Annotated in this window: 27 protein-coding genes; 17 read left to right on the plus strand and 10 right to left on the minus strand. The window is 75.5% G+C overall.

Annotation, left to right across the window (positions count from 1 at the left end):
* The first annotated feature begins 101 nt into the window (after nucleotides 1-101).
* From ACI8AC_RS15940 to ACI8AC_RS15965, 6 genes are all read left to right on the plus strand, one after another.
* Nucleotides 102-3,917, plus strand: a complete 3,816-nt coding sequence (locus tag ACI8AC_RS15940; RefSeq protein ID WP_456898774.1) for a multifunctional oxoglutarate decarboxylase/oxoglutarate dehydrogenase thiamine pyrophosphate-binding subunit/dihydrolipoyllysine-residue succinyltransferase subunit — start codon at nucleotides 102-104, stop codon at nucleotides 3,915-3,917.
* Between the two features lie 11 nt (nucleotides 3,918-3,928).
* Nucleotides 3,929-4,114: a DUF6104 family protein gene (locus tag ACI8AC_RS15945; protein ID WP_456898775.1), complete on the plus strand. Its 186-nt coding sequence runs from the start codon at nucleotides 3,929-3,931 to the stop codon at nucleotides 4,112-4,114.
* 122 nt (nucleotides 4,115-4,236) lie between these two features.
* Complete coding sequence (locus tag ACI8AC_RS15950; RefSeq protein WP_456898776.1) at nucleotides 4,237-4,950, plus strand: metal-dependent hydrolase; 714 nt, start codon at nucleotides 4,237-4,239, stop codon at nucleotides 4,948-4,950.
* Nucleotides 4,951-4,978: 28 nt separating this feature from the next.
* Nucleotides 4,979-6,313, plus strand: coding sequence for an MFS transporter (locus tag ACI8AC_RS15955; protein ID WP_456898777.1), 1,335 nt, complete (start codon nucleotides 4,979-4,981; stop codon nucleotides 6,311-6,313).
* The gene (locus tag ACI8AC_RS15960) at nucleotides 6,310-7,761 is read left to right on the plus strand and encodes a pyridoxal phosphate-dependent decarboxylase family protein (RefSeq protein WP_456898778.1); all 1,452 of its coding nucleotides are present in this window, start codon (nucleotides 6,310-6,312) and stop codon (nucleotides 7,759-7,761) included. The genes ACI8AC_RS15955 and ACI8AC_RS15960 overlap by 4 nt, the downstream gene beginning before the upstream one ends.
* Before the next feature lie 75 nt (nucleotides 7,762-7,836).
* Nucleotides 7,837-8,349, plus strand: coding sequence for a hypothetical protein (locus ACI8AC_RS15965; RefSeq protein WP_456898779.1), 513 nt, complete (start codon nucleotides 7,837-7,839; stop codon nucleotides 8,347-8,349).
* Here the strand turns inward: ACI8AC_RS15965 and ACI8AC_RS15970 are convergent.
* Nucleotides 8,339-9,529, minus strand: a complete 1,191-nt coding sequence (locus ACI8AC_RS15970) for an NAD(P)-dependent malic enzyme (protein ID WP_456898780.1) — start codon at nucleotides 9,527-9,529, stop codon at nucleotides 8,339-8,341. The genes ACI8AC_RS15965 and ACI8AC_RS15970 overlap by 11 nt on opposite strands.
* A 97-nt stretch (nucleotides 9,530-9,626) precedes the next feature.
* On the minus strand, nucleotides 9,627-10,007 hold the full coding sequence (locus ACI8AC_RS15975) for a S26 family signal peptidase (protein WP_456898781.1): 381 nt from the start codon (nucleotides 10,005-10,007) through the stop codon (nucleotides 9,627-9,629).
* A 50-nt stretch (nucleotides 10,008-10,057) separates the two neighbouring features.
* On the opposite strand from ACI8AC_RS15975, the gene sodN reads away from it, so the two are divergent.
* From sodN to ACI8AC_RS16000, 5 genes are all read left to right on the plus strand, one after another.
* The gene (gene sodN / locus ACI8AC_RS15980; protein WP_456898782.1) at nucleotides 10,058-10,459 is read left to right on the plus strand and encodes a superoxide dismutase, Ni; all 402 of its coding nucleotides are present in this window, start codon (nucleotides 10,058-10,060) and stop codon (nucleotides 10,457-10,459) included.
* 130 nt (nucleotides 10,460-10,589) lie between these two features.
* Nucleotides 10,590-11,279: a phosphatidylserine decarboxylase gene (locus tag ACI8AC_RS15985; RefSeq protein WP_456898783.1), complete on the plus strand. Its 690-nt coding sequence runs from the start codon at nucleotides 10,590-10,592 to the stop codon at nucleotides 11,277-11,279.
* A 9-nt stretch (nucleotides 11,280-11,288) separates the two neighbouring features.
* Entirely contained in the window at nucleotides 11,289-12,116 is an 828-nt protein-coding gene (pssA, locus tag ACI8AC_RS15990; protein ID WP_456898784.1) for a CDP-diacylglycerol--serine O-phosphatidyltransferase, read from the plus strand.
* Between the two features lie 76 nt (nucleotides 12,117-12,192).
* Nucleotides 12,193-12,690 carry an N-acetyltransferase family protein gene (locus ACI8AC_RS15995; protein ID WP_456898785.1) on the plus strand — a complete coding sequence of 166 codons (498 nt, stop codon included), beginning with the start codon at nucleotides 12,193-12,195 and terminating at the stop codon, nucleotides 12,688-12,690.
* Nucleotides 12,687-13,469 (plus strand): HAD-IIA family hydrolase, encoded by a 783-nt coding sequence (locus ACI8AC_RS16000; RefSeq protein ID WP_456898786.1) that lies wholly within the window; start codon nucleotides 12,687-12,689, stop codon nucleotides 13,467-13,469. The genes ACI8AC_RS15995 and ACI8AC_RS16000 overlap by 4 nt, the downstream gene beginning before the upstream one ends.
* Here the strand turns inward: ACI8AC_RS16000 and ACI8AC_RS16005 are convergent.
* A complete protein-coding gene (locus ACI8AC_RS16005; RefSeq protein WP_456898787.1) occupies nucleotides 13,466-13,948 on the minus strand; it encodes a hypothetical protein in 483 nt (160 codons plus the stop codon). The two genes, ACI8AC_RS16000 and ACI8AC_RS16005, sit on opposite strands and share 4 nt — an antisense overlap.
* Nucleotides 13,949-14,062: 114 nt before the next feature.
* On the opposite strand from ACI8AC_RS16005, the gene ACI8AC_RS16010 reads away from it, so the two are divergent.
* Together ACI8AC_RS16010 and ACI8AC_RS16015 are read left to right on the plus strand one after the other, a co-directional pair.
* A complete protein-coding gene (locus ACI8AC_RS16010) occupies nucleotides 14,063-15,085 on the plus strand; it encodes a diacylglycerol/lipid kinase family protein (protein ID WP_456898788.1) in 1,023 nt (340 codons plus the stop codon).
* A 313-nt stretch (nucleotides 15,086-15,398) separates the two neighbouring features.
* Nucleotides 15,399-15,650 (plus strand): WhiB family transcriptional regulator, encoded by a 252-nt coding sequence (locus ACI8AC_RS16015; RefSeq protein ID WP_456572284.1) that lies wholly within the window; start codon nucleotides 15,399-15,401, stop codon nucleotides 15,648-15,650.
* Between the two features lie 371 nt (nucleotides 15,651-16,021).
* Here ACI8AC_RS16015 and ACI8AC_RS16020 read toward each other — a convergent pair whose 3' ends face one another.
* Nucleotides 16,022-17,506 (minus strand): sensor histidine kinase, encoded by a 1,485-nt coding sequence (locus ACI8AC_RS16020; RefSeq protein WP_456898789.1) that lies wholly within the window; start codon nucleotides 17,504-17,506, stop codon nucleotides 16,022-16,024.
* 43 nt (nucleotides 17,507-17,549) lie between these two features.
* Here ACI8AC_RS16020 and ACI8AC_RS16025 point away from each other — a divergent pair, with 43 nt between their 5' ends.
* Entirely contained in the window at nucleotides 17,550-18,047 is a 498-nt protein-coding gene (locus tag ACI8AC_RS16025) for a GNAT family N-acetyltransferase (RefSeq protein WP_456898790.1), read from the plus strand.
* 155 nt (nucleotides 18,048-18,202) lie between these two features.
* On the opposite strand, the gene ACI8AC_RS16030 is transcribed toward ACI8AC_RS16025, so the two are convergent.
* Together ACI8AC_RS16030 and ACI8AC_RS16035 are read right to left on the minus strand one after the other, a co-directional pair.
* Nucleotides 18,203-18,427 (minus strand): biotin/lipoyl-binding carrier protein, encoded by a 225-nt coding sequence (locus ACI8AC_RS16030; RefSeq protein WP_117377134.1) that lies wholly within the window; start codon nucleotides 18,425-18,427, stop codon nucleotides 18,203-18,205.
* 89 nt (nucleotides 18,428-18,516) lie between these two features.
* On the minus strand, nucleotides 18,517-19,566 hold the full coding sequence (locus tag ACI8AC_RS16035; RefSeq protein WP_456898792.1) for a biotin carboxylase N-terminal domain-containing protein: 1,050 nt from the start codon (nucleotides 19,564-19,566) through the stop codon (nucleotides 18,517-18,519).
* 254 nt (nucleotides 19,567-19,820) lie between these two features.
* Here ACI8AC_RS16035 and ACI8AC_RS16040 point away from each other — a divergent pair, with 254 nt between their 5' ends.
* Nucleotides 19,821-19,895 (plus strand): 50S ribosomal protein bL37, encoded by a 75-nt coding sequence (locus ACI8AC_RS16040; RefSeq protein WP_014377707.1) that lies wholly within the window; start codon nucleotides 19,821-19,823, stop codon nucleotides 19,893-19,895.
* A 166-nt stretch (nucleotides 19,896-20,061) separates the two neighbouring features.
* Here ACI8AC_RS16040 and rsrA read toward each other — a convergent pair whose 3' ends face one another.
* Both rsrA and ACI8AC_RS16050 read right to left on the minus strand, forming a co-directional pair.
* Nucleotides 20,062-20,406 carry a mycothiol system anti-sigma-R factor gene (gene rsrA, locus ACI8AC_RS16045; RefSeq protein ID WP_456898794.1) on the minus strand — a complete coding sequence of 115 codons (345 nt, stop codon included), beginning with the start codon at nucleotides 20,404-20,406 and terminating at the stop codon, nucleotides 20,062-20,064.
* Nucleotides 20,403-21,086: a sigma-70 family RNA polymerase sigma factor gene (locus ACI8AC_RS16050; RefSeq protein WP_456898796.1), complete on the minus strand. Its 684-nt coding sequence runs from the start codon at nucleotides 21,084-21,086 to the stop codon at nucleotides 20,403-20,405. Before ACI8AC_RS16050 ends, rsrA begins: the two co-directional genes overlap by 4 nt.
* A 212-nt stretch (nucleotides 21,087-21,298) precedes the next feature.
* Here ACI8AC_RS16050 and ybaK point away from each other — a divergent pair, with 212 nt between their 5' ends.
* Nucleotides 21,299-21,772, plus strand: a complete 474-nt coding sequence (gene ybaK / locus ACI8AC_RS16055; RefSeq protein ID WP_456898798.1) for a Cys-tRNA(Pro) deacylase — start codon at nucleotides 21,299-21,301, stop codon at nucleotides 21,770-21,772.
* Between the two features lie 21 nt (nucleotides 21,773-21,793).
* Here ybaK and ACI8AC_RS16060 read toward each other — a convergent pair whose 3' ends face one another.
* Both ACI8AC_RS16060 and ACI8AC_RS16065 read right to left on the minus strand, forming a co-directional pair.
* Nucleotides 21,794-23,380, minus strand: a complete 1,587-nt coding sequence (locus ACI8AC_RS16060; RefSeq protein ID WP_456898800.1) for a fused MFS/spermidine synthase — start codon at nucleotides 23,378-23,380, stop codon at nucleotides 21,794-21,796.
* A gap of 1 nt (nucleotide 23,381) precedes the next feature.
* Nucleotides 23,382-24,128 carry an SOS response-associated peptidase gene (locus ACI8AC_RS16065; RefSeq protein ID WP_456898801.1) on the minus strand — a complete coding sequence of 249 codons (747 nt, stop codon included), beginning with the start codon at nucleotides 24,126-24,128 and terminating at the stop codon, nucleotides 23,382-23,384.
* A 255-nt stretch (nucleotides 24,129-24,383) separates the two neighbouring features.
* Here ACI8AC_RS16065 and ACI8AC_RS16070 point away from each other — a divergent pair, with 255 nt between their 5' ends.
* Nucleotides 24,384-25,844 (plus strand): NAD-dependent succinate-semialdehyde dehydrogenase, encoded by a 1,461-nt coding sequence (locus tag ACI8AC_RS16070; protein WP_456898802.1) that lies wholly within the window; start codon nucleotides 24,384-24,386, stop codon nucleotides 25,842-25,844.
* Nucleotides 25,845-25,957 lie beyond the last annotated feature (113 nt).

A 25,957-nucleotide genomic window follows, 5' to 3' on the forward strand; every position in this document is an offset into this window, starting at 1 on the left:
TCGGCCCCCGGTCCAGACCCGTCCACGACGACGAAGAGGCACTCGACCCCGTGTCAAGCTCCAGCTCACCCCGGCCGTCCACCACATCCTCGTCGTCCGCGGTGGCGGGCTTCGGCACCAACGAGTGGCTGGTCGAGGAGATGTACCAGCAGTACCAGGCCGACCCGTCCAGCGTGGACCAGGCCTGGCACGAGTTCTTCGCCGACTACCGCCCGGGCAGCCCGGTGGGCGCCACCGACGACCGCCAGCGCTCCGGCGCCCGCCAGGAGGCGCCGGCCGGCCCGCAGCAGGGTGCGCCGGCGGGGCAGGCCGGGCAGCCGGCCGCCGCGAAGCCCGCCGAGGGGCCCGCCGCCGGCAAGGCCGCCGCCGAGAAGCCGGCCCCCGCGAAGCCCGCCGGGAAGGCCGCCGCCGAGAAGCCCTCCGCTCCCGCGCCGGCCGCCGAGAAGCCCGCCACCGCCAAGCCCGCCGCCGCGAAGCCCGCCACCGCCAAGCCCGCCGCCGCGAAGCCCGCCGCCGACGAGCCCACCGCCGCCAGGCCCGCCGCCACCGACGGCGAGGGCCCGAAGCGGACCCCGCTGCGCGGGGCCGCGGCCAGCGTCGTCAAGAACATGAACGCCTCGCTGACCGTCCCGACGGCGACCAGCGTGCGGGCGGTGCCGGCCAAGCTGCTGGCCGACAACCGCATCGTCGTCAACAACCACCTCGCCCGCGCGCGGGGCGGGAAGGTCTCGTTCACCCACCTGATCGGCTACGCGCTGGTCCGGGCCCTCGACGACTTCCCGAACATGAACAACGCCTACGCCGAGGTCGACGGGAAGCCGACCCTGGTGCAGCCGGAGCACGTCAACTTCGGGCTGGCCATCGACCTGCCGAAGGCCGACGGCTCCCGGTCGCTCGTCGTCGCCTCCATCAAGGCGGCGGAGCGGATGGACTTCGCCCAGTTCTGGGCGGCCTACGAGGACATCATCCGGCGCGCCCGGAACAACAAGCTCACCCTCGAGGACTTCTCGGGCACCACGATCAGCCTGACCAACCCCGGGACGATCGGGACCAACCACTCGGTGCCGCGGCTCACCGCCGGCCAGGGCGCGATCATCGGCGTGGGGGCGATGGAGTACCCCGCCGAGTTCCAGGGGATGAGCCCGCAGGCGCTCACCGACATGGCGGTCAGCAAGATCATCACGCTGACCTCGACCTACGACCACCGGATCATCCAGGGCGCCGAGTCCGGCGACTTCCTCCGCCGACTGCACCAGCTGCTGCTGGGCCAGGACGGCTTCTACGACGAGGTCTTCCGCTCGCTGCGGATCCCCTACGAGCCGGTGCGCTGGATGCCGGACGTGCGGGTCAGCCGCGAGGGCGAGATCGACAAGGAAGCCCGGGTCATCGAGGTCATCGAGGCCTACCGGCGCAACGGCCACCTGATGGCCGACACCGACCCGCTGGAGTTCAAGGTCCGCAGCCACCCGGACCTCGACATCCTCCAGCACGGCCTCACGCTGTGGGACCTCGACCGCGAGTTCCCCGTCGGCGGATTCGCCGGCGAGCGGCTCATGGCCCTGCGCGACCTCCTCGGCGTCCTGCGCAACTCCTACTGCCGCACCGTCGGCGTGGAGTACATGCACATCACCGACCCCGAGGAGCGCGAGTGGCTCCAGCAGCGGGTCGAGGTCAAGCACGAGCAGCCCGACCCGGAGAAGCAGAAGCACGTCCTCGGCCGGCTCAACGCCGCGGAGGCCTTCGAGACCTTCCTGCAGACCAAGTACGTCGGGCAGAAGCGGTTCAGCCTCGAGGGCGGGGAGTCGGTGATCCCGCTGCTGGACGAGGTGCTGATCGCCGGCACCGAGTACGGCCTGGACGAGATCGCCATCGGCATGGCGCACCGCGGCCGGCTCAACGTCCTGGCCAACGTCCTCGGCAAGAGCTACGCGAAGATCTTCGGCGAGTTCGAGGGCAACATCGACCCGGGCACGGTGCAGGGCTCCGGCGACGTCAAGTACCACCTCGGCGCCGAGGGCACCTTCCAGAACCCGTTCGCCCAGGACAGGTCGATCGCGGTCTCCCTGGCCAGCAACCCCTCGCACCTCGAGACGGTCAACCCGGTGCTCGAGGGCATCGCGCGGGCCAAGCAGGACATGATCGACAAGGGCGAGAGCGGCTTCACCGTGCTCCCGGTCCTGCTGCACGGCGACTCCGCGTTCGCCGGGCAGGGCGTCGTCGCGGAGACGCTCAACCTCTCCCAGCTGCGCGGCTACCGCACCGGCGGAACGGTGCACGTCGTCATCAACAACCAGGTCGGCTTCACCACCTCGCCGGCCGCCGCCCGGTCCAGCCTCTACTCGACCGACGTGGCCCGGATGATCGGGGCCCCGGTCTTCCACGTGAACGGCGACGACCCCGAGGCCTGCGTCCGGGTGGCCCGGCTGGCCGTCGACTACCGGCAGGCGTTCCGCAAGGACGTCGTCATCGACCTGGTCTGCTACCGCCGGCGCGGGCACAACGAGGGCGACGACCCGTCGATGACCCAGCCGCTGATGTACGACATCATCGACCGCAAGCGATCGGTCCGGAAGCTCTACACCGAGGCGCTCATCGGCCGGGGCGACATCACCCTGGCCGAGGCCGAGGAGGCGCTGAAGGACTACCGCGGCCAGCTGGAGCGGGCCTTCGCCGAGACGCACGACTCGAAGGAGACCCCGCAGCCGGAGCCGGTCATGGACCAGCCCGCCGTCGAGGAGCCGGTCGCCACCGCGATCAGCACCGAGGTGCTCAAGGCCGTCGGCGACGCGCACGTCTCGCTGCCGGAGGACTTCACCGTCCACCCGAAGCTCAAGCGGATGCTCGAGCGGCGCGCCGCGATGGTGAGCGAGGGCGGCATCGACTGGGCGATGGGCGAGCTGCTGGCCTTCGGGTCGCTGCTCGTGCAGGGGGTCCCGGTCCGCCTGGCCGGGCAGGACTCCCGCCGCGGCACCTTCGTGCAGCGGCACTCGGTCCTCATCGACCGGGAGACCGGCCGCGAGTACACCCCGCTGGCCCACCTGTCCGACGACCAGGCGAAGTTCTTCGTCTACGACTCGCTGCTCAGCGAGTACGCCGCGCTGGGCTTCGAGTACGGCTACTCGGTGGCCAACCCGAAGGCGCTGGTGCTGTGGGAGGCCCAGTTCGGCGACTTCGTCGACGGGGCGCAGATGGTGATCGACGAGTTCATCAGCTCCGGCGAGGCCAAGTGGGGGCAGCGCTCCGGGGTCGTCCTCCTGCTGCCGCACGGCCTGGAGGGGCAGGGGCCCGACCACTCCAGCGGGCGGATCGAGCGCTTCCTGCAGCTGTGCGCCGAGAACAACATGACGGTCGCCAACTGCTCGACGCCGGGCAACTACTTCCACCTGCTGCGCCGCCAGGGGCTGTCCTCGGTGCACCGGCCGCTGGTCGTGTTCACGCCCAAGTCCCTGCTGCGCGCCAAGGCGGCGGTCAGCCCGGTCGCGGACTTCACCGACGAGTCGTTCCGGCCGGTCCTACCCGACCCGGGGGTGGGCGGGGAACCGCTGGACGACGCCGCCGTGCGCAGGGTCCTGCTCTGCAGCGGCAAGGTCGCCTACGACCTGTTCGCCCAGCGCGAGGCCGACGGCACCGCCGACACCGCGGTCGTCCGGGTGGAGCAGCTCTACCCGCTGCCGGCCGAGCAGATCGTCGCGGCGCTCGAGCGCTACCCGAACGCCTCCGACGTGGTCTGGGTGCAGGAGGAGCCGGCGAACATGGGCGCCTGGCAGTTCATGGCCGTCAACCTGCCCGAGCACCTGCCCTCCGGGCGGCGCCTGCGCCGGGTCAGCCGCAAGGCCTCGGCCAGCCCGGCCGTCGGCTCGGCCAAGGTGCACGACGTCGAGCAGAAGCGGCTGATCGCCGAGGCCTTCGCCGACTGAGGGCGCGCGGCGTGTACTTCACCGACCGGGGCCTGGAGGAGCTGGCCGACCGGCGGGGCGAGGAGCAGGTGACCCTCGCCTGGCTGGCCGACCAGATGCAGGCGTTCGTCGACCAGCACCCGGACTTCGAGGTGCCGGTCGAGCGGCTGGCCACCTGGCTGGCCCGCGGCGGCACGGACGACGACCTCGACGAGTGAAGCGAGGATCCCTGCAGGGCCCGGGAGGGCCCTGCAGGGATCCTCGCCGTCCGGCAGCCCTGACCGACACGCCGGGCGGCGGGTTCCCGCACGTCCACCCAGGTCAGCGGGACCCTCTGTGCGTGCTCGGTCACTCGCACGCGCTCTCCGGGCTCGCCGCCGGCGCCGCGACGCTGCCGTGGGCGCCCGTGGAGGGGCCCGTCGCCCAGGCCGCCTGGGTCGCCGCCGCCGGGGGCATGGCGATGCTCCCGGACCTCGACCAGTCCGGGTCCACGGTCTCGGACATGTGGGGCCCGGTCACCGACGTCCCGTCCGGGGCGATCGGCCGGCTCGCGCAGGGGCACCGCTGGGGCACCCACGACGCCCTGCTGGCGCCGCTGGCCTTCGGCGCGCTCGCCCTGGCCGCGGCCGGCGCCTACTGGTCGAGCCTGCTCCTCCTGGCCCTGGCGATCGGGCTGGCACTGCGCGCGCTGCACTTCGTCATCCCGGGCCGCGCGGAGAACACCGTCGTCGGCAACCTGGTGCTCTCCTGGGGCGGGGCCTGGCTGCTCCTCGAGCACATGCCGCCACCGGCCTGGCTGCCCTGGGCGGTGGCGCTCGGGGTGCTCACCCACATCGCCGGTGACGCCCTCACCACCCAGGGCGTGCCGGTGCCGCTGGTGTGGCTGGTCAAGCGCTGCCGCCTGGCGCTGACCCCGCTCAGGACGGGGACGACGCTGGAGAAGGCGGTGCTGGCGCCGGCGTTCGTGCTCGCCACGGTGTGGCTCGTCTACGCCAACACCGGCCTGCAGGACGTGGTCGCACCGTGGGTCCAGGAGCTGCGCTCCCTCGGCTGAGCAGGCCCGAGGCGCTAGGTTGCGCCGGGTGACGGCCGTCCCACCGGTACCCACCCGCCCGCGCCTCGGGCGCGGGACGCACGTCGGCTACGCCCTCGGGTCCATCGGGACGGCGGCCTTCGGGACGGTGCCCGGCCTGCTGCTGCTCTACTACCTGACCGACGTGCTCGGCGTCGCCGCGGCGGTGGCCGGCCTGGTCGTGCTCGCCCCGAAGGCCTGGGACGTGCTGCTCAACCCGTGGGTGGGCGCCCGGTCCGACCGCACCCGCAGCCCCTGGGGGCCGCGCCGGCCGTGGATGCTGGCGGGCGGGCTCGCCCTGCCGCCGCTGTTCGTCCTCGTCTTCGCCGGCCCCGGCGCGCCACCCGCGGCGGCCGGCACGTGGGTGGCCGTCACCTTCCTCCTGGCGGCCACCGCCTACGCCTGCTTCCAGGTGCCCTACGTGGCCCAGCCGGCCGAGATCACCGACGACCCCGCCGAGCGGGCCACCCTCATGTCCTGGCGGGTCGCCGCCCTGGCCGTGGGCATCCTGCTCGCCGGGGCGGGCGCGCCGGCGGTCGTGGACCTGGCCGGTGGCGGGCGGGCCGGGTACCTCGCGATGGCCGTGTTCGTGGCGGTGCTGCTGGCCGGCGGGATGCTCGGGGCGGTCGCCGGCACCCGGTCGGCCCCCACTCTCACCCGGGTGCGCAGCGAGGGCCGGCTGGCCACGACCCTGCGGCTGGCCTGGCGGTCGCGGCCGTTCCGGGTGCTGCTCACCGGCTTCGTGGTCCAGGCGCTGGGGATCGGCGTGATGCTGGCCGGGGTCCCCTACTACTCGCGCCAGGTGCTCGGCGACCCGGCCGCGGGGTCGCTGCTGTTCGCCGCGCTGGTCGCGCCCGCCGTCCTCGTGATGCCGCTGTGGCTGCGGGTCAGCCGGACCCTGGGCAAGCGGGCGGGGCTGCTGCTCTCCTCGGGGCTGTTCGCCGTGGCGGCGGCGCTGCTGGTCGCGGTCCCGGACGGCGGCACCGCGGCGGCGCTCCCGCTGGTGGTCCTGGTGGGGACCGGGTACGCCGGCATGCAGATGTTCCCGCTGGCGATGCTCCCCGACGTCATCGCCGCGGACGAGGTGGCCTCCGGGCACCGGCGCGCGGGGGTCTTCACCGGCGTCTGGACGGCGGCGGAGACGCTGGGCCTGGCCGTCGGACCCGGCCTGCTGGGCGGGCTGCTGGCGCTGGCCGGGTACGTCTCGTCCACCGGTGACGAGGTGGTCGCCCAGCCGGGCTCGGCGCAGCTCGCCGTCCGGCTGGGCTTCACCGTCGTCCCGGCCCTGCTCGTGCTGGCCAGCATCCCCGTGCTCGCCCGCTACCGCCTCGAGGAGGCCCCGTGACACCCGAGGACGTCCTGACCGAGCTCATCGGGCTGCAGGCCGGTGACGTGCCGACCCACGGCGGGGCCACCATGGCCTACGTCTACGACTCCGGGGTGGCCGGTCTCGACGACCTCGCCGCCGCCGCGCAGGCGGCCTACCAGTGGACCAACGCCCTCGACCCGACCGCCTTCCCGAGCGTCGCCCGGATCGAGGACGACCTGGTGGCCGCCGGGCTGGCCCTGCTCGGCGGCGAACCGGGCGCGGTCGGCACCGTGACCAGCGGCGGGACCGAGAGCTGCCTGCTCCCCGTCCTCGCCGCCCGGGAGCGCTGGCGCGCGCACGGCCGGCCCGGGCGCCCGCGGCTGCTGCTGCCGGTGACGGCGCACGCCGCCTTCCGCAAGGCCGCCCACCTGTTCGACCTCGAGCCGGTGGACGTCCCGGTCGACCCCGCGGGCCGCGCCGACCCGGCCGCGGTGCGGGCCGCGCTCGACGAGCGGGCCGCGCTGGTCGTGGGGAGCGCGCCGTCCTACCCGCACGGGGTCCTGGACCCGGTGACGGAGATCGCCGGAGCGGCCGCCGCCGCGGGCGTGCCGTGCCACGTGGACGCGTGCATCGGCGGGTGGGTGCTGCCGTTCCTCGACGACGTCCCGGAGCCCTTCGACCTCGCCGTCCCCGGGGTGACCTCCCTGTCGGTCGACCTGCACAAGTACGGCTACGCCCCCAAGGGCGTCTCGATGCTGCTGACCAACGACCCGGAGTTCCGCCAGGGGCACTGGTTCGCCACCGCCGGCTGGCCCGGGTACCCGGTCGTCAACCCGACCCTGGCCGGCACCCGGCCGGCCGGCCCGATGGCCGCGGCGTGGGCGGTGCACCGGCTGCTCGGCACCGACGGCTACCGGGAGCTGGCCCGCACCGCGCGCGCCGCGACCGTGACCCTGGCCGAGGGCGCCGCCGCGGTGCCGGGCCTGCGGGTGGTCGGGCGGCCGGTGGGCACCCTGGTGGCCCTGGCCCAGGACGGCCCCGACGGGGTGGACGTCCTGCACCTCGCCGACGAGATGACCGCCCGGGGCTGGCTGCTGCAGCCGCAGCCCCCGTTCGCCCAGCCCGGGGGCGCCGACCTGCCGGGCACGCTGCACCTGACGGTGACCGCGGCGACGGCTCCGCGGGTGCCGGCGCTGCTGGCCGACCTGGCGGCGGCGGCCCGTGCCGCCGCGGCCCTCCCCCCGCCGGTGCCCGACCCCGGCCTGGTGGCGGCGGCCGCGACCCTCGACCCGGCCACGCTGACGGTGGCCGAGGTCGACGGGCTGCTGGAGCTCGCCGGGATCGGCGGCGGCCGGCTGCCCGCGCGGATGGCCCCGGTGCACGCGCTGGTGGCCGCGCTGCCCCGCCCGCTGGCTGAGCGGCTGCTGGCCGGCGTGCTCGACCTGGTCTACCGGCCTTCGGTCACCCCCGTCCGCGCGGGCTGAGGGCCCTGGACGGCGGGGCCGGGCCGCGGGACCCTGGCGGTCACCACGGGGGCCCTCCGGCGCAGGGAGGCCACCGTGCGGTTCCACGTCGGCTTCGACACCGCGGCGACGCCCGAGCAGGTGCTCGACGCCTTCACCGACACCACCGACCGCCGTCTGGACATCTGGCGGTCGACCCTCGACCCGGCCAAGTACGAGGTCCGCGAGCGCGGGGACACGTGGGCGGTCGTGCGCGAGGGCAGCGCCGGGACGCGCATCTGGGTGCTGCTCCGCTACGACTGGGCCGAGCGCGGGGTCGTCCGGTGGGAGCTCGTGGACAGCGACCACTGCGACACCGGCCGCGGCGAGGTCCGCGCCACCCCCCGGGCCGAGGGGGGCAGCCGCGTCGACGTCGTCATCGACCACCGCTCCCCCCGCGGCCTGCGCGGGCGGACCATCCTGCTCGTGCAGCGGCTGGTCGGCCCGATCGCGTTCGCCCGGATGTGGCGACGGACGCTCGACCGCCTCGCGGCCGCCCCCGGGACCAGCGGGGCGGAACCGTCGGGTCCGCCCCCGCCCCGGGCCCGCGAGGGAGGGCCTACCGGGTGACGCCGCCCGCCCGGGCGCACGCGGCGACGGCCTCGGCGACCGCGGTGGCCACCCGCCGGTCGAGCGGGCTCGGGACCACGTAGTCGGCCCGCACCTCGTCGCCCACCACGTCGGCGATCGCGGTGGCCGCCGCCAGCTTCATCTCCTCGGTGATGCCCGTGGCTCCGGCGTCGATCGCGCCGCGGAACACCCCGGGGAAGGCCAGCACGTTGTTGATCTGGTTCGGCTCGCCGCTGCGGCCCGTGGCGACGACCGCCGCGTAGCGGGCGGCCATCTCCGGGTCCACCTCGGGGATCGGGTTGGCCAGCGAGAACACGATGCAGCCGGGCGCCATGGCCGCGATCGCCGACTCCGGCACCGAGCCGCCCGACAGGCCCAGGTACACGTCCGCCCCGGCCAGGGCCTCGACCATCGTGCCCGCGTGGCCGGCGCGGTTGGTGTTCTCGGCGGCCCAGCGCTTGACCGGGGTGAGGTCCTCCCGGCCGGGGTGCAGCACCCCGCGGGAGTCGGCCACCGCGATGTCGCCGATGCCGGCCTCCAGCAGGATCCGGGTGCAGGCGATGCCCGCGGCCCCCGCACCGGCGACCACGACCCGCAGGTCGCCGAGCTCCCGCCCCACGACGCGGGCGGCGTTGCGCAGCGCGGCCAGGACGACGATCGCCGTCCCGTGCTGGTCGTCGTGCATGACGGGGATGTCCAGCCGGGCCCGCAGCCGGTCCTCGATCTCGAAGCAGCGCGGGGCGCTGATGTCCTCGAGGTTGATCCCGCCGAAGCTGGGGGCGATCGCGGCCACGGTCTCGACGATGGCGTCGACGTCGGTGGTGGACAGCACCACCGGGACGGCGGACAGCCCGCCGAACTCGCTGAACAGGCAGGCCTTGCCCTCCATGACCGGCAGCGACGCCGCCGGTCCGATGTCGCCCAGGCCGAGGACCGCGGTGCCGTCGGAGACCACGGCCACCACGCGCGGGGCCCAGGTGAAGCGCCGGGCGAGGCCGGGGTCCCCGGCGATGGCGCTGGAGACCCGGGCCACGCCGGGCGTGTAGGTCAGCGCGAGGTCGGCGACCGACTCGATCGCGCGGGTGGGGCGTACCGCCAGCTTGCCGCCCTCGTGCACCGCGAACGCCGGGTCGTCGGCGAAGCGGTCGGGGCCGGTCGGCTGCGGCTGCGGGGCGCCCATGGACCTGGGAGCGTAGCCCTCCCCCGGGACGCCGCCCGCCGGGCCCGGGTCCCAGGGACCGGGAGCGGGCGTCCGCCGCATGGGACGGTCGCGGGGGTCAGGCGCCCGGTGCCGGGGCCCCCGGCCGGCCCGGCCGCGGCCAGAGCCGCGCCACCACCCGGCCCACCACGACCGCCGGCCCGAACGCCCGGCTGTCGTCGGCCACCAGGGTGTTGTCGCCCTCGACCCAGTGGCCGCCGGCGACCGGGCCAAGCACCCGCTTGACCACGAGGAGGTCGGGGCGCGCGGGGAACCGGGCCAGGACGACGTCGCCGGCGCGCACCCGGCCGCCCGGCCCCACCCGGCGCACCAGCAGGCGGTCGCCGTGCCGGACCGCGGGGCTCATCGACGGGCCGGTCACGCGGGCCACGACCCAGGGCGTGACCAGCGACGGGACCCCGTCGGGGGTCTCCTCCTCGGACGTGTCGGGTGCGCTCACCGCGAGTAGGGTCGCAGACGACCGAACACTCGAGAACCGGAGGACACTCCATGCGATTCCGCATGTTCTCCGCCGTGGAGGCCACCGCGCACTGCGACCTCCCCTGCGGTGTGTACGACCCCGCCCAGGCCCGCATCGAGGCGGAGTCCGTCAAGGCCATCCAGGAGAAGTACCAGAGCAACGAGGACCCGGTCTTCCGGCAGCGCGCCGTCCTGATCAAGGAGCAGCGCGCGGACCTGGTCAAGCACCACCTGTGGGTGCTGTGGACCGACTACTTCAAGCCGCCGCACTTCGAGAAGTACCCGCAGCTGCACGAGCTGTTCAACAAGGCGACCAAGCAGGCCGGCGCCGCCGGCGGTAAGGGCAGCATGGACCCCGCCGAGGGCCAGAAGCTGCTCGACTACATCGCCGAGATCGACAAGATCTTCTGGGAGACGAAGGCCGCCGCCTGATCGTCCCGCCGGCGCACGAGGCGCGCGTCCCCGCTCCGGGGGCGCGCGCCTCGTACGTCCGGGGTGCAGCCCACGCCGGCCCGGTGACCGGTCGGCCGGGCCCTGCGCGTCCCGGTACCGTCTGACCACGATGCGCATCGACCCCGCCGGGTGGCCCTTCATCGCCGGGCCGCTGGCCCCTGCAGCCCTCCTCGCCGCCGTCGGCCGGGTGACCGGCCGGCGCGGCCCCGCCCTGGCCGCGGCGCCGTTCGGGCTGCTGACCGCCTACATGGCACTGTTCTTCCGGGACCCGGACCGGCGCTGCGACCGCGGGCCGGTCGACCCGGACGACGTCCTCTCCCCCGCCGACGGTGTGGTGATGGTGGCCGGGGAGCCGCAGGAGGGCGTCGCCCCCGAGCCCGCCCCCGAGGGCGGCTGGCAGCAGGTCAGCGTCTTCCTCTCCGTGGTGGACGTGCACGTCAACCGGTCCCCGTACCACGGCGAGGTCGTCGAGAGCTCCTACCGGCCCGGCAGCTTCCTGGCCGCGTACCGCAAGGAGTCCGCGCACCGCAACGAGCGCAGCGAGCTGTGGCTGCGGGACTCCGACGGGCCCACCGCCCGCACCGTGGTCTTCCGGCAGCTGGTCGGCGTGCTGGCCCGGCGCATCGTCACGCGCACCGGGGTGGGCCGGCACCTGGCCACCGGGGAGCGCATGGGCCTGATGAAGTTCGGCTCGCGGATGGACGTCTTCGTGCCCCGCGAGTGCACGGTCACGGTGCGGAAGGGCGAGCGCGTGCGCGGCGGCGAGACCGTCATCGCGCGCTTCCCCGCCGCCGGCTGAGGCGCCGCGATGCCCAGCTCCGCCTCCGGCGCCCGGCCCCCGCAGACCCGGCGCACGGCCACCGTGGAGTTCGTCCGCGGCTCGGTCCGCGGCACCCGGCGCCGCGCGCTGGCCACCCTGCCCAGCCTGTTCACGCTGGCCAACATGATGTGCGGCTTCGCCGCGATCCTCGTCTCCATCCGCGGCCAGTACACCCTCGCCGCCGTCCTGGTCGGGCTGTCGGTCGTCTTCGACATCACCGACGGCGCCGTCGCCCGGCTGGTCGGTGCGGTCACGCCCTTCGGCCTGCAGTTCGACTCCCTCGCCGACCTGGTCTCCTTCGGGCTGGCCCCGGCGCTGCTGGCCTTCACGCTCTTCTCCGAGGGGCGCGACGAGTGGGACCCGCTCGGCTGGGTGGTGTGCTTCCTGTGGGTGGCGTGCGCCGCCATCCGGCTGGCGCGGTTCAACACCACGATCGACCCGACCGCGGACAAGCGGTACTTCACCGGCATGCCCAGCCCGGGAGCGGCCGGGGTGGTGCTGGCCTCGGTGTTCGCCTTCGGGGAGCAGATGCACGGCCGCGACCGCCTGTGGGTGCTGCTCATCGTCGCCGTCCCGGCGCTGCTGATGGTGAGCACCGTGCGGTTCCGCTCGTTCCGGTCGCTGGTCAGCCCGAAGAGCGGCCGGCCGTACGGGCTGATCGCCGCGGCGTTGGCCGCCGTGGTCGGCTTCGCCTTCGTGCCCGTGCTCACCGGCTGCGTGCTCGCCTACGGCTACCTGCTCGCACCGGTGCTGGTGCCGGTGCTGTCCCCGCTGAGCCGGCTGGTGCCGGACCGTCTCAAGGAGCTGCTCACATGAGGGAGCCTGCGAGCTCACCCAGGGTCACGGTCGTCCTGGACGCGAACGGGGCCGGCGAGCGCGGCGAGGAGGCCCCGTGAGCGTCCGGCCGATCCAGCCCGACGACGTGCCCGCCGTGGTGGCCCTCGTGCGCGAGCTGGCCGAGTACGAGCGCGCCGCGCACGAGGTGCGCCTCACCGAGCAGCAGCTCACCGGCGCGCTGTTCGGGGAGTCCCCGAAGTTGTTCGGCCACGTCGCCGTGGCCGACGACGGGGCGGCGGCCGGGGACGTCGTCGGCACGGCGCTGTGGTTCCTCAACTTCTCCACCTGGCGGGGCACCCACGGCATCTACCTGGAGGACCTCTACGTCCGCCCGGAGCACCGCGGCAGCGGCCTGGGCCGCGAGCTCCTGCGCACGCTGGCCGAGACCTGCGTCGAGCGGGGCTACGGCCGGCTGGAGTGGTCGGTGCTGGACTGGAACACCCCCTCGATCGACTTCTACAAGGCCGCCGGCGCCGTCCCGATGGACGAGTGGACCGTCTTCCGGCTCACCGACGAGGCGCTGGCCTCCTTCGCCGCGGACCGCCGGGCATGAGCGGCGCACGGCGCCCGGCCGAGTGCTGGCTGACCGACATGGACGGCGTCCTGGTGCACGAGGGTCAGGCGCTGCCGGGCGCGGCGGAGTTCCTGGCCCGGCTGGTGGAGGCCGGCCGCCGCTTCCTCGTGCTGACCAACAACTCCATCTTCACCCCGCGGGACCTCGCGGCCCGGCTGGCCCGGTCCGGCCTGCAGGTGCCCGAGCAGGCGATCTTCACCTCGGCGCTGGCCACGGCGGACTTCCTCTCCGCCCAGCTGCCGGGGGGCTCGGCCTACGTCATCGGCGAGGCGGGGCTGACCACGGCGCTCTACGAGGCCGGCTACACCCTCACCGACACCGACCCGGACTACGTCGTCCTCGGGGAGACCCGCACCTACTCGTTCGAGGCGATCACCCGGGCCATCCGGCTCATCGGCGCCGGCGCGCGCTTCATCGCCACGAACCCCGACGTCACCGGGCCCTCGCCGGAGGGCCCGCTGCCGGCCACCGGCTCCGTCGCCGCGATGATCACCAAGGCGACCGGCGCGGAACCCTACTTCGTCGGCAAGCCCAACCCGATGATGTTCCGCAGCGCCATGAACCGGATCGAGGCCCACTCCGAGTCGACGGTCATGGTCGGCGACCGCATGGACACCGACGTGGTCGCGGGCATCGAGGCCGGGCTGGAGACCGTCCTCGTCCTGACCGGGTCCACCCGGGCCTCCGACGTGGCGCGGTTCCCGTTCCGGCCCAACCGGGTGCTGGAGTCCATCGCCGACGTCGTCGAGCTCGTCTAACGGTCGTAGAAGGCCAGCCGGGCCTCGGGGGTCAGCAGCAGGTACAGCTCGACCGCGGCCAGCACCAGCAGCGGGAGGCCGATGAGCGGCTGGCCGTTCTGGAACGCCGAGGTGTAGCCGAACAGCCCGATCAGGATCTGCAGCACCACCACCGGACCGCGCGCCCAGCCCGACACCCGCCACAGGCCTACGGCGGCGGCGCCGAGCAGCACCGCGAAGAACCCGACGTAGACGACCTCGGCGACCGCGCGACCGGTGCTGTCGGGGTCGGAGGTGACGGTCAGCCAGAGCAGCCACAGCGCCAGGCCGGTGAGCACCGCGGCCTCCACCGCGACCACCAGGGCGGCGCGGCGGACGGCGGGCGGCGCCGGCGTCCGCTCCCGCGCCGGGCGCTCGGGGCCGGGGTCGGCCGAGGCACCGAGCAGCCGGTCGACCAGCCTGCGGCCCCGGGGGGTGCCGGTCCCGCCGTCCTGCGTCACGGCCGCGAGGGTACGCGGCGGCGGCCCCCCGCCCGCCGGTCCGGCGGGGCCGCGCGGCGCACCGGGGCGGACGCGTGGCGGGGCCGGCGGCGGCGCTGGCCTAGCCTGACCGGCATGCGTGCGCTCGTGGTGGCCAACCCCGCTGCGACCACGACGACCCGTGCGGTCCGCGACCGGGTGCTGGCCCTGCTGGGCGGCGATCTCAAGGTGGACCTCGCCGAGACCCGCGCCCGCGGCCACGGCGCCGCCCTGGCCCGCCAGGCGGTCGTGGACGGCGTCGACGTCCTCGTCGTCCTGGGCGGCGACGGGACGGTCAACGAGGCGGTGAACGGCCTCCTGCACGCCGGGCCGGCGCCCGGCCTCCCGCTGCTGGCCGTCGTCCCCGGCGGCTCCACCAACGTCTTCTCCCGGGCCCTGGGGCGCTCGCGGGACCCGGTGACCGCCACCGGGGAGGTGCTCGCCGCGCTGCGGGCCGGGCGGACCCGGCGGGTCTCGCTCGGGACCGCCAGCGCCCGCGGCGCCTCGGCCGTGCCCGCCGCGGGTCCCGAACCCGAGGTCGCGCAGGCCGCGGCCGACACGGCCGCCGCCACCCGGCCGGAGTGGGGCGAGCCCCGCTGGTTCGTCTTCAGCGCCGGCCTGGGCTTCGACGCCGACGTCATCGCCCGGGTCGAGGCCCGCCGGGCCCGCGGACGCCGCTCGACCGGCGCGCTGTACGTGCGGGAGGCGACCCGGGCGTTCGTCCTCGGCACCGAGCGGCGCCGGCCGGCGATGACCCTCGAGGTGCCCGGTGCCACCCCCGTCGACGGGCTCTTCCTCTGCCTGGTGTCGAACGTGGCCCCGTGGACCTACCTGGGGGCGCGCGCGATCAACCCGAGCCCGGAGGCCTCCTTCGACACCGGCCTGGACGTCTTCGCCATGGGCCGGGTCGGGGTGCTGCGGATGCTGCACCACGTCCGGCAGGTGTTCGCCGTCCACCCGGACGCCCGCGGCCGCGGGGTGCACCGGTTCCACGACGTGGCCGAGGTGACCCTCACCGCCGTCCGCCCCCAGGGCTGGCAGGTCGACGGCGACCACCTGGGGACGGCGACCGGGCTGCGCCTGACCGGCGTCCCCGCCGCCCTCCGCGTCGTCGACTGACCACCCCGGCCCCACCGCGTCCTTGCACGTCAGGGACCCCGTGTCAACAGGACCTGGGGCGTCCGGGACAGGTCGAGTGGCGCGCCTATCATGCCCGTGGTGAGCTTGCTCACGAGGGGTCCACCGATCCCCTCGTTCTGCTTGACAGGCCCCTCCGCCGTGAAAACATCGCGGGAGAAAGCAACCTGTCGGTAACAAATGCACGAAGTCGCTGTGCCATGGCGCTGGGCACCCCGGTGTCGGCCTGCGGAAACGGTCTACAGGCCGGCGACTGGTGCACCACACCGTAGACGACATCGAGGAGAACACAGCCATGGACTGGCGCCACCGCGCGCTCTGCCGGGACGAGGACCCGGAGCTGTTCTTCCCCATCGGGACGACCGGCCCGGCGCTCGTGCAGATCGAGCAGGCCAAGGCCGTGTGCCGGCGCTGCCCCGTCGTCCAGTCCTGCCTGGACTGGGCCCTCCGCTCGGGGCAGGACTCCGGCGTCTGGGGCGGGCTGTCCGAGGACGAGCGGCGCGCCCTGAAGCGCCGCCAGGCCCGCACCCGGGTGCGCACCGCCTGACCTGCCGGCACCACCGTCCCCGGTCCCGACCGGGGAGAGCACGACCGCGACGAGGCCGGCCCGGGAGTCCCCGGGCCGGCCTCGTCGCTGTGCGCACGGTTCGCACCGTCGCCCTCCGGGCTCCACCCGCGGCCACGTGCCGTCCCCGGCGGCGCTGAGCCCCACACCCCCGGCACTCCTCGGGGAGCCTCCGGGCCCCCGCTCGTCGGCCGCACCGCGGCCACGTGCCGTCCCCGACGGACGCTGTCGGAGGAGCGACTTCCCCGCAGTTGCTGTTGGAACGGGGGGACGGGCAGCGACTTCCCGGCAGTTGCGGCGACGAGCGGTGCGCCAACGCCACCACCGGGCCGCCCCGCTGTGGCCGAGGCCGGTCAGCGGCGCGGGCGGCCGGCGCCGGGGAGGGTGAGCACGGCCTCGGTCCCCGGACCACCCCCGGCCGGAGCGCCCATGGACAGCTCACCGCCGAGCTCGCTGGTCACCAGGGTCCGCACGATCTGCAACCCCAGCCCGTCACTGCCCGCCGGGTCGAAGCCCTCGGGGAGCCCCGAGCCGTCGTCCCGCACGCGCACCACGAGGTCCTCGCCGTCCCGTTCGGCGACCAGCTCGATGGTGCCCGGCGTCCCCTCCGGGAAGGCGTGCTCCGCCGCGTTGTGCAGCAGCTCGGTGACGACCAGCACCAGGGGCGTGGCCGCCGCGGCCGGGAGCTCGCCGAAGCGCCCGGTCCGGAGGGTGCGCGCGGCGGGCCCCACGGAGGCGAGGTCGCCGACCATCGGCAGGACCTGGTCGAGGACGTCGTCGACCTCCACCACGTCCTCGCGGCTGCCGGCCAGCGTCTCGTGCACCACCGCGATCGAGGCCACCCGGCGCACCGACTCCTCCAGCGCCTCGCGGGCGGCCGGCTCGGTCATGCGCCGGGCCTGCAGCCGCAGCAGCGCCGCCACCGTCTGCAGGTTGTTCTTCACCCGGTGGTGGATCTCCCGGATGGTGGCGTCCTTGGTGAGCAGCGCCCGGTCGCGGCGGCGGACGTCGGTCACGTCGCGGACCAGCACCAGCGCCCCTTCCTCGGCCCCGGGGGCCTGCAGCGGCAGCGCGCGCACCAGCAGGGTCGCCGCGGCGCCCTCGACGTCCATCGGGTCGGGGAAGCGCCCGGCCAGCGCCGCCCGGATGCCCGCCGCCACCGCCTCGCCGGCCACCCCGTCGGCGGCCGCACCGCGGGTCAGGCCGGCCAGGTCCGCGCCGACGACGTCCCCGGTCACCCCCATCCGCCGGTACGCCGAGAGGGCGTTGGGGCTGGCGTAGACGGCCCGGCCGGAGGCGTCGAGCCGCACCAGCCCGTCCCCGACCCGGGGGCTCATCTCCGCGTCGAGGATGCCCCTCGGCGGGAACGTCCCGGCCGAGACCATGAGGCAGAGGTCGGCGGCGATGTCCAGGTAGGTCAGCTCCAGGGTGGACGGCGCCCGCGTGACGGCCAGGTTGGTGTCCTTGGCCAGGACGGCGACCACCACGCCGTCGTGCCGGACCGGGATGACCTCCCGCCGCCGGGGCGTCGTCCCCGACCAGTCCGGCTCCCCCTCGGTCACCGGCCGGCCCTCGCTGCGGGCCACCTCGAACGGCTGGGCGGCGGCCCCGGTGACCTCGGCACCCACCAGGTCGTCGGGGTGGCTCGTCGGGGCGGTCAGCGGGCGGACCTGGGCCACGCACCACCACGGCCCGGCGGCCAGCGGCACCCAGAGCGTCAGGTCGGCGAAGGCGAGGTCGGCCAGCAGCTGCCAGTCGGCCACGAGCCGGCGGGCGTGGTCGATCTGGGCGGGTGCGGACGCCGACCCGCGGGTGAGGCGGTCCGAGAGGCTGTTCATCGCCGCCGAGCGTAGGTGCAGCCCCCCTCTAGGCTGGCGCGACGTGGAGAGCCCGCCGACCCCGCTGTCCGTGGAACCGGCCCGCCCGGAGGACCACCCCGCCATCGCCGAGCTGACCGTCCGGGTCTACCTCGGCGACGGCCTCGCCGGGCCGCAGTACGCCGAGCAGCTGGCCGACGTGGCCGGCCGGGCCGACCGCGCGCACCTGCTGGTCGCCCGGGACGGGGAGCGGCTGGTGGGCAGCGTGGCGCTGGTGCTGGAGGGTGACTTCGGTGAGGTGACCGAGTCCGACGACGAGGCCGCCTTCCGCATGCTCGTGGTCGACCCCGCCGCCCGGGGCCGCGGCGTCGGGGAGCGGCTGGTCACCGCCTGCCTGGACCGGGCCCGCGCGGCCGGCAAGCGCCGCATGGTGCTCTCCACCGACGTCCGCATGGCCGGCGCCCACCGCCTCTACTCCCGGCTGGGCTTCACCCGGCTCCCGGAGCGGGACTGGGCACCGCTGCCGGGGGTGGAGCTGCTGGTCTACGCCCGCGAGCTGTGAACCTCCGTCCCCGGGCTCGCCCCGGGCTCACGAGGGACGGGGAGGACGAACGGCCCTCCTGCAGGGCCCGGCCCCGTCCCGGGGCTCGCCCCGTGCGTGCGAGGGTGAGGAGGACGGGGTCCTTCGACGAGTGGCGGGGGCAGGAGGGTCCTTCCTCACCCCTCGACGACGGTGGCGATGAGGTCGCCCTCCTGGAGCACCTCGCCCTCGACGACGTGCAGCTCCTGCACCGTCCCGGCCCGCTCGGTGAGCACCGGGATCTCCATCTTCATGGACTCGAGGATCACCAGGGTGTCCCCCGCGGCCACCTGCTCGCCCGGGGTGACCAGCACCTTCCACACGCTCGACACCATCTCGGCGTGGATCTCCTCGACCGCCACCGGCACCTCCCCGACCGACCTCCCCGGACCGGGCCCTCGGGCCCGGGGAGCCATCCTGGCACGCTCCCCCGCCCGGCGGCCCGCGGTGCTCAGGGGCGCGGCAGCAGCCGCCCGGAGGCCAGCCGGTCGAGCACCGCGCACACCTCCGGCCCGTCGTGCGGCACCCCGGCCTCCGGCAGCCCGGTGAGCACCTCGGCGGCGGCCCGCGCGGCCGTGGCGGTGTCGGGAGCCCCGGCGCTCACCGTCGCCAGCAGCGCGTCGTACCAGCCGTCCAGCCGGTCACCGGGGTCGTAGCCGCTCACGGCGACCACCTCGGCGCCCGGAGCCGCGGCGCGCCGCCGCCCGGACACCGGCAGCGGGCCGGTCACCCGCCCCGCGGTCCCCGGGGGCAGCGTCGAGCGCAGCTGCACCGCGACCGCCCGCCGCGGGGGACCACCGGTCACCGCGGCGTCGAGGCCGAGGGGGGTCGCCGCCGCGCTGCGCAGCGCGAGCTCGACGGCGTCGACCCGGTGCGCGCGCTCGAGGACGGCCATGTCCAGCGAGAAGCCGGCCGCCACCTCGGCGAGGTCGCCGCCCTCGGACACCCCGACGGTCACCAGGCCGCGCCAGCCGACGTCGGCCAGCCGGCGCGCCGCCGTCGGCAGCTCCGGGGACTCGTCCGGGGTCCACGCCACCCGGGCGATCCCGGCCGCCCGGTCGCGGCTGACCGGGGTCAGGCAGCGCAGCCCGTCGTCGGTGACCCAGGCCAGCAGTCCCCGCTCGCTGGCCGGCTCGATGCCGTCACCGCCGAGGCGCTCCAGGACCTCGGCCGGCGGCCCGACCCAGGTCAACCCGGCGGCGGCGACGGCCCCGGCGAGGCGCGCGTTGCCGGCCAGCGCCGGGGGCACCGGCAGCACCGCCTGCACGCGGGTGCGCCGGGCCGCCTCCACGATGCGGTCCACGGCGAGGTAGGACTCGGCGGCCGGTGCCGGGCCGAGCAGCACGGACTCGTCGGCGAGCCGGACGTGCCGCGCTCCGCGGTCGGCCTCCGAGTGCACGGCGACCGCCTTGACGCCCAGCCGCGAGCAGGCCGACACGACCGCGCAGGCCGCAGGGCCCCGCCCCGCGACGAGGACGCTCTCGATCCCGACCCGAGCCACCGCTGCGCTCCCCTCCCGGCCCTGCACTCCTGCCCTGCTGCGGTCCCGGTCCGCACCTGGGTACCGCCCCCGCCACCCCCCACCCTGGACCCTGCCCCAGCGCACCACCACAGCCGGTCCCGGTCCCCGACCCGGTCGTGAGACGCTGGAGGGGTCAGCGACGCCTCTCGTCCCGTGCCCTGCGGGCCCGGGCGGCGTCGCGTGCACCAGGGGCCCACCGGGCCCGGCCCGACGATGAGGAGAGGAGGGCAGCGATGTCCAAGCGTGGACGCAAGCGGCGCTCCCGCAAGGGGAACAAGGCCAACCACGGCAAGCGGCCCAACGCCTGAAAGGACCCCGTCCCCCCCACCCCCCGCACGCTCGGGGTGGGACCCGGGACGGGGCCAGGAGCCGAGGCCGGACCCCGTCCTGCCCACCCTCGGGTGGGACCCGGGACGGGGACCGCGCGCGGGAGGCCCAGGACCGACGGGTCCTGGGCCTCCCGCGGCCACCGCCTCAGGCGGTGGGGCGCTGCTCGGTCCGCTCGACGGTCAGCCGCTCGACGCTGACCTGCGTGCCGTCCTCCTCGAACGAGACGCTGGTGAGCTGCAGCTTGATGCGGTCCCGGAGACCGGGGGGCGGGGCGTCACCCCCGCAGCGGCGGCGGACCAGCGCCTTGAACTCCTGCTCGATGCCGAACTGCCGCAGGCACGGCGAGCACTCGTCGAGGTGCTCGGCGATGACCTCGCGGCGGGCGTCGTCGGTCTCGTGGTCGAGGAACTCGAACACGTGCGAGAGCACGTCGTCGCACGAGTGGATCTCGATCGGCTCGCCGGCCGCGGGACGTTCCTCGGCGCTCATGCCTGGCTCGCCTCCTCCCCGGCGCCGGCGCGGACGAAGCCGCGCTCACGCGCGTAGTCGGCCAGCAGCTTCTGCAGCCCGCGGCGGCCGCGGTGCAGACGGGACATCACCGTGCCGATGGGCGTGCCCATGATCTCGGCGATCTCCTTGTACGCGAACCCCTCGACGTCGGCGAGGTAGACCGCCAGGCGGAAGTCCTCCGGCAGCTGCTGGAGGGCCTCCTTGATGTCGGAGTCGGGCAGGTGGTCCAGCGCCTCGATCTCCGCCGACCGCAGCCCGCTGGAGCTGTGCTCCTCGGCGGCGTACAGCTGCCAGTCCTGCACCTGGTCGGTGGGGTACTGCTGCGGCTGCCGCTGCTTCTTGCGGTAGCTGTTGATGTAGGTGTTGGTCAGGATGCGGTACAGCCAGGCCTTGAGGTTGGTGCCCTCGGCGAACTGGTGGAAGGCCGAGTAGGCCTTCACGAACGTCTCCTGGACCAGGTCCTCGGCGTCGGCCGGGTTCCGGGTCATCCGGAGGGCCGCCGGGTAGAGCTGGTCGAGGAAGGGCAGGGCGTCCCGCTCGAAGCGGGCGTCGCGCTCGGCTCGGGTCTCGGCCACCTCGGTGCGGCTGCCGCCGGCCCGGGCCTCGGGCACCTCCACCGGGGCCGGCTGGGGGTTGCGCTGCACGGACTCCTCGGGCACCGACCGTCCTCTCTGCGGCGCCCGGACGCGGGCCACCACGTCGGTCGATCCTAGTCGCGCGGCGTCCGGGCGGCCCGGGGGCCGTCGGCTGGGGACCCGCGGGCGGGTGCTGCTGGACACGGTGCTGCTCACGAGGGGTGCAACCGCCCGGCGACCGGCGTCCATTCCCCGTCGCGGTGCCCCTCCGGTCGGCACGGCTAGGCTGCCCCGCCGTGGCGGCGACCCCCGCGGTGCGGGCCCTGGAGAAGGCCCGCGTGGAGCACACCCTGCACCCCTACGACCCCGAGCACCCCGCCGAGCAGGGGCACGGCGAGGCCGCGGTGGCGGCACTGGGCGCCGATCCCCGGCAGGTGTTCAAGACCCTGGTGACCCGGGTCGACGGCGTGCTCACCGTGGCCGTGGTCCCGGTGAGCGGCAGCCTGGACCTCAAGGCGCTGGCCGCGGCCGCCGGCGGGCGCCGCGCGGTCATGGCCGAGCCGGCCGACGCGGAGCGGACCACCGGGTACGTGCTGGGCGGGATCAGCCCGCTGGGGCAGCGCAAGGCCCTGCCGACCGTCGTCGACGAGTCGGCCCTGGGCTTCCCGACCGTCATGGTCAGCGCCGGCAAGCGGGGGCTGCAGGTGGAGCTCGCGCCGGCCGACCTGGTCCGCCTCACCCGGGCCCGCACCGCTGCCATCGGCCGCTGACGGCCCCGCCGCAGGGCTCGATCAGGACCCGGGGGCGGCGTAGGGCGTGAGCAGCTGGTCGACCGGCGCGTGGTCGTCGGTGAGGACGTCGGCGTCCCCGGTGAACGCCGCCAGCTCCGCACCCTCGGCCACCTGCCAGTCGAGGTCGTGCGCGGCCAGCGCGGCCTCGATCGCCGCGGTCGGCAGCGGCGCCTGCGAGGCGACCGCGACCACGTTGCCGCCGTCCTCGCCGGCGAGCACCGGCCCGGGGGCCAGCAGCAGCACCGAGCCGAAGACCTCCTGCAGCGTGGCCAGCTCCGCCCGCACGAAGCCCAGCGGCGGGTTGTCGATGAGGTTGGCGACGTAGACGCCGTCGTCGGCGAGCGCGCGGTCGACGAGCCCGAGCGCCTCCAGGGTGGTCAGCTGCCAGGGCACCGACAGCCCGCCGAAGGCGTCACCGACGACGAGGTCCCGCGCAGCGGGCGCCTCGTCGGCCAGGCCGACCCGGGCGTCGGTGACCCGTACCCGCAGCCGGTCGGACTCGACGAGCCCCAGCTGCTCGCGATCCACCGCCACGACGCCCGGGTCCACCTCCAGGACCAGGCTGGAGGTCCCGGGGCGGACCTCGGCGAGGTAGCGGGGCACGGTCAGCCCCCCGCCCCCGAGGTGCAGGGCCGACAGCGGCTCCCCCTCCGGGGCCACCGCGTCGCTGACGGCGGCGATGGCGCGGACGTACTCGAACTCGAGGTGCGCCGGGTCGTCGAGGTCGACGTAGGAGTGCCGCAGCGTGTCGAGCAGCAGCACCCGGCCGCTCTCCCGCTCGGGGTCGGCGACCACGCGGGCGCAGTGGTAGGCGGTCTCCTCATCGCACGGGGTCGGCGCCACGGCCGCGAGCAGGGAGCCGACCAGCGCCAGCCCGAACAGCGCGACCGGCACCTGCCCGGCCCCGCCGGCGGAGCGGCGGCGCAGCAGCACGCCGACCGCGCCGCCGGCCAGCACGGTGACCAGCCCGGTGCCGACCATGATCCCGCTGGTCGGGAACACCGCGACCAGCACGAACCCGGTGACGAACGTGGCCGCGATCCCGCCGAGCGTGCCGATGCCCGAGAGCCGGCCGACGACGGTCCCGGTCTCGGCCAGGCTGCCCAGCTGGAGCTTGACGACCATCGGCGGGACCGTCGAGAGCAGCGCGGCGGGCACCACGACGGCCACCGCGGCCAGCAGCAGGACGCTGCCGGCGTCGGCCCCGGAGAGCCAGGACCCGGCGAAGCGGACCAGCGGCAGGACGGCGACCACGAGCGCACCGCCGGCCACCATGAGCGGGGCGATGAGCCGCCGCGGGTCGGTGCGGTCGGCGGCGGCCCCGCCCGCCCAGGCGCCGACCGCGATCGCGGCCAGGGCGAACCCGATGACGGCGGTGTTGGTCTGCAGGGTGACGCCCACGTAGGGCGCGATCAGCCGGAGGCCGGCGATCTCGAGCACCAGGACGGCGCCGGAGGTCAGGAAGGTGACCCCGGCCGCGACCCAGCCGGGCAGCGCGGCGGGCCCGCCGGCCGGCGCGCCGGTGGACGGGTCGGTGGGCGCGGCCGCGACCCGCTCCCGGTCGGCGGTCTCCCCTGGTCCCGCCACCTCAGAAGAGGGCGGGCTGGTCGGCCGGGGGGCTGACCGCCTCGGCCCGCTCGGTCAGCTCGCGCCCGTTGGAGCGGACGTTGTTCACCCGGGTGCTCACCGGGCGCAGCTCCAGGGCCTCGACCAGCTCGGGCGGCGTCGGGGCCGTGAGCTCCGCGACGTCCTCCCGCGACGGGTCCAGCCAGTCCGCCCAGCGCTCGCGCGGCAGCACCATCGGCATCCGGTCGTGGATCTCGGTGAGCGCCCCGACGGCCGGCTCGGTGACCACGGTGCAGGTGTAGAGGCGGTCCTCCCCCGAGCCCCACACCTCCCAGAGGCCGGCGAACGCCAGCACCGAGCCGTCGGCCGGGGTGATGTAGTACGGCTGCTTGGCCGGCGAGTCCAGCCGCTTGGCCCACTCGTACCAGCCGTCGGCCGGGACCAGGCAGCGGCGGGAGCGGGCGGCCGACCGGAACGCGGGCTTCTCGGTCAGCGACTCGACGCGCGCGTTGAGCATCCGGTTGCCCACCGAGACGTCCTTGGCCCACGAGGGGACCAGTCCCCAGCGCACGACCCGCACCTCGCGGTGCCCGGCACCGGTGGGCCGGCCCTCGGCGTCGCGCTCCTTCTTCCAGCGGACGACGTGGACGTCCTTGGTCGGCGCGACGTTGTAGTCGGCCGGGAGCGCGGGCTGCCCCTCGGCGGGGACGGCCTCGAACTCGAGCGCGAGGTCCTCGGGACGGCGGCTGGCGGCGTAGCGGCCACACACGGGGCTGCTCCCTCCGGGTCGGGACGCCGGGGGTGCGCCGGCGTCCCCCGAGCCTAGAAGGACCCCCCTGCCCCCCGGCGCTCGCGCGCTCGCGCCGGGCCCCTGCAAGGGGGGCCACGCCGCCCCCTCGTCGACACCGGCGCCGAGCACCCGCCGGGCGCGGTGCACCCGCTTCACCCGGCGGGCGTGCGGGGAGGCGGGAGGGGTAGGACTGGACGCGACCCAGGCGTCGAGAGAGACGGAGGCACGAGGATCGTGACCACCACCCAGACCACCCCGGTGGGCAAGACCGCCAGCGAGTCCGGCGACCGCCCGTACGCGACGGTCAACCCGGCCACCGGCGAGACCGAGCAGGAGTTCCCCTTCCTCGACAGCGCGCAGGTGCCCGCGGTGATCGAGGCGGCGCACGAGGCCTACCGGGGGTGGCGCCGCCGCCCGGTCGCCGACCGCGCCGCCGTCGTCGGCCGGATCGGCGAGCTGATGACCGAGCGCCGCGACGAGCTGGCCGGGCTGATCACCCGCGAGATGGGCAAGCCGATCCGCGAGGCGGCCGGCGAGGTGATGCTCGTCGCCAGCATCTTCGGCTACTACGCGGAGAAGGGCCCGGGCTTCCTCGAGCCGCGGGAGATCGACGTCATGGACGGCGACGCCGTCGTGGTCAACGAGCCGATCGGCGTGCTGCTGGCCATCGAGCCGTGGAACTTCCCGCTGTACCAGGTGGCCCGGGTCGCCGCGCCGAACCTCGTGCTCGGCAACGCGATCCTGCTCAAGCACGCGGAGAACAACCCGCAGACCGCCCTGGCGCTGGAGCAGCTCTTCCACGACGCCGGCGTCCCGGAGGGCGTCTACACCAACCTGTTCCTGCGGATCTCCGACGTCGAGCAGGTCATCGCCCACCCGCACGTCGCGGGCGTCACGCTCACCGGCAGCGACCGGGCCGGCAGCGCGGTGGCCTCGCTGGCCGGCAAGTACCTGAAGAAGTCGGTGCTCGAGCTCGGCGGCAACGACCCGTTCATCGTCCTCGACGCCCCCGAGGTGGAGAAGACGGTCAAGGCCGCCGCCATCTCGCGGACCATGAACGCCGGACAGGCCTGCATCGCGGCCAAGCGCTTCATCGTGATGGACGAGGTGTACGACGAGTTCGTCGCCGGCCTCACCCAGGTCTTCCAGGGCCTGCAGCCCGGCGACCCGAGCGACCCCTCGACCCGGCTGGGCCCGCTGTCGTCGGAGCGCGCCGCCGCCGACCTCACCGCCCAGGTGCAGGACGCCGTCGAGAAGGGCGCGACCGTGCTCGCCGGCGGCGGCCGCCCCGACCGGCCGGGTGCCTTCGTCGAGCCCACCCTGCTCGCCGACGTGACCCCGGAGATGCGCGCCTACCGCGAGGAGCTGTTCGGCCCGGTCGGCGTGGTCTTCCGCGTCTCGAGCGAGGACGAGGCCGTGCAGCTGGCCAACGACACCCCCTACGGGCTGTCGGCCACGGTCTTCGGCAGCGACGTGGAGCGGGCCCGCCGGGTCGCCGACCAGGTCGAGTCCGGCATGGTCTGGATCAACTCGCCGTCCGGCACCTCGGCCGAGCTGCCCTTCGGCGGTGTCAAGCAGTCCGGGTACGGGCGGGAGCTGTCCGAGCTGGGCATGTTCGAGTTCGCCAACCGGCGGCTGGTGCGCACCGCCGGGGCCAAGAAGGAGCGCGCGGCCGCGCAGGCGACCGGCGGCTGATGCGGGCGCGGGGGCGGGGCCCCTCCGGGGGGGCCGCGCCGCGCCGGCCAACCCCCCGCTCCGCCCGGCCCCCCACCCCCGCCCCCGCGCGCGGGTGCTGTCACAAAACCGCC

Source organism: Geodermatophilus sp. SYSU D00758, from assembly GCF_054049955.1.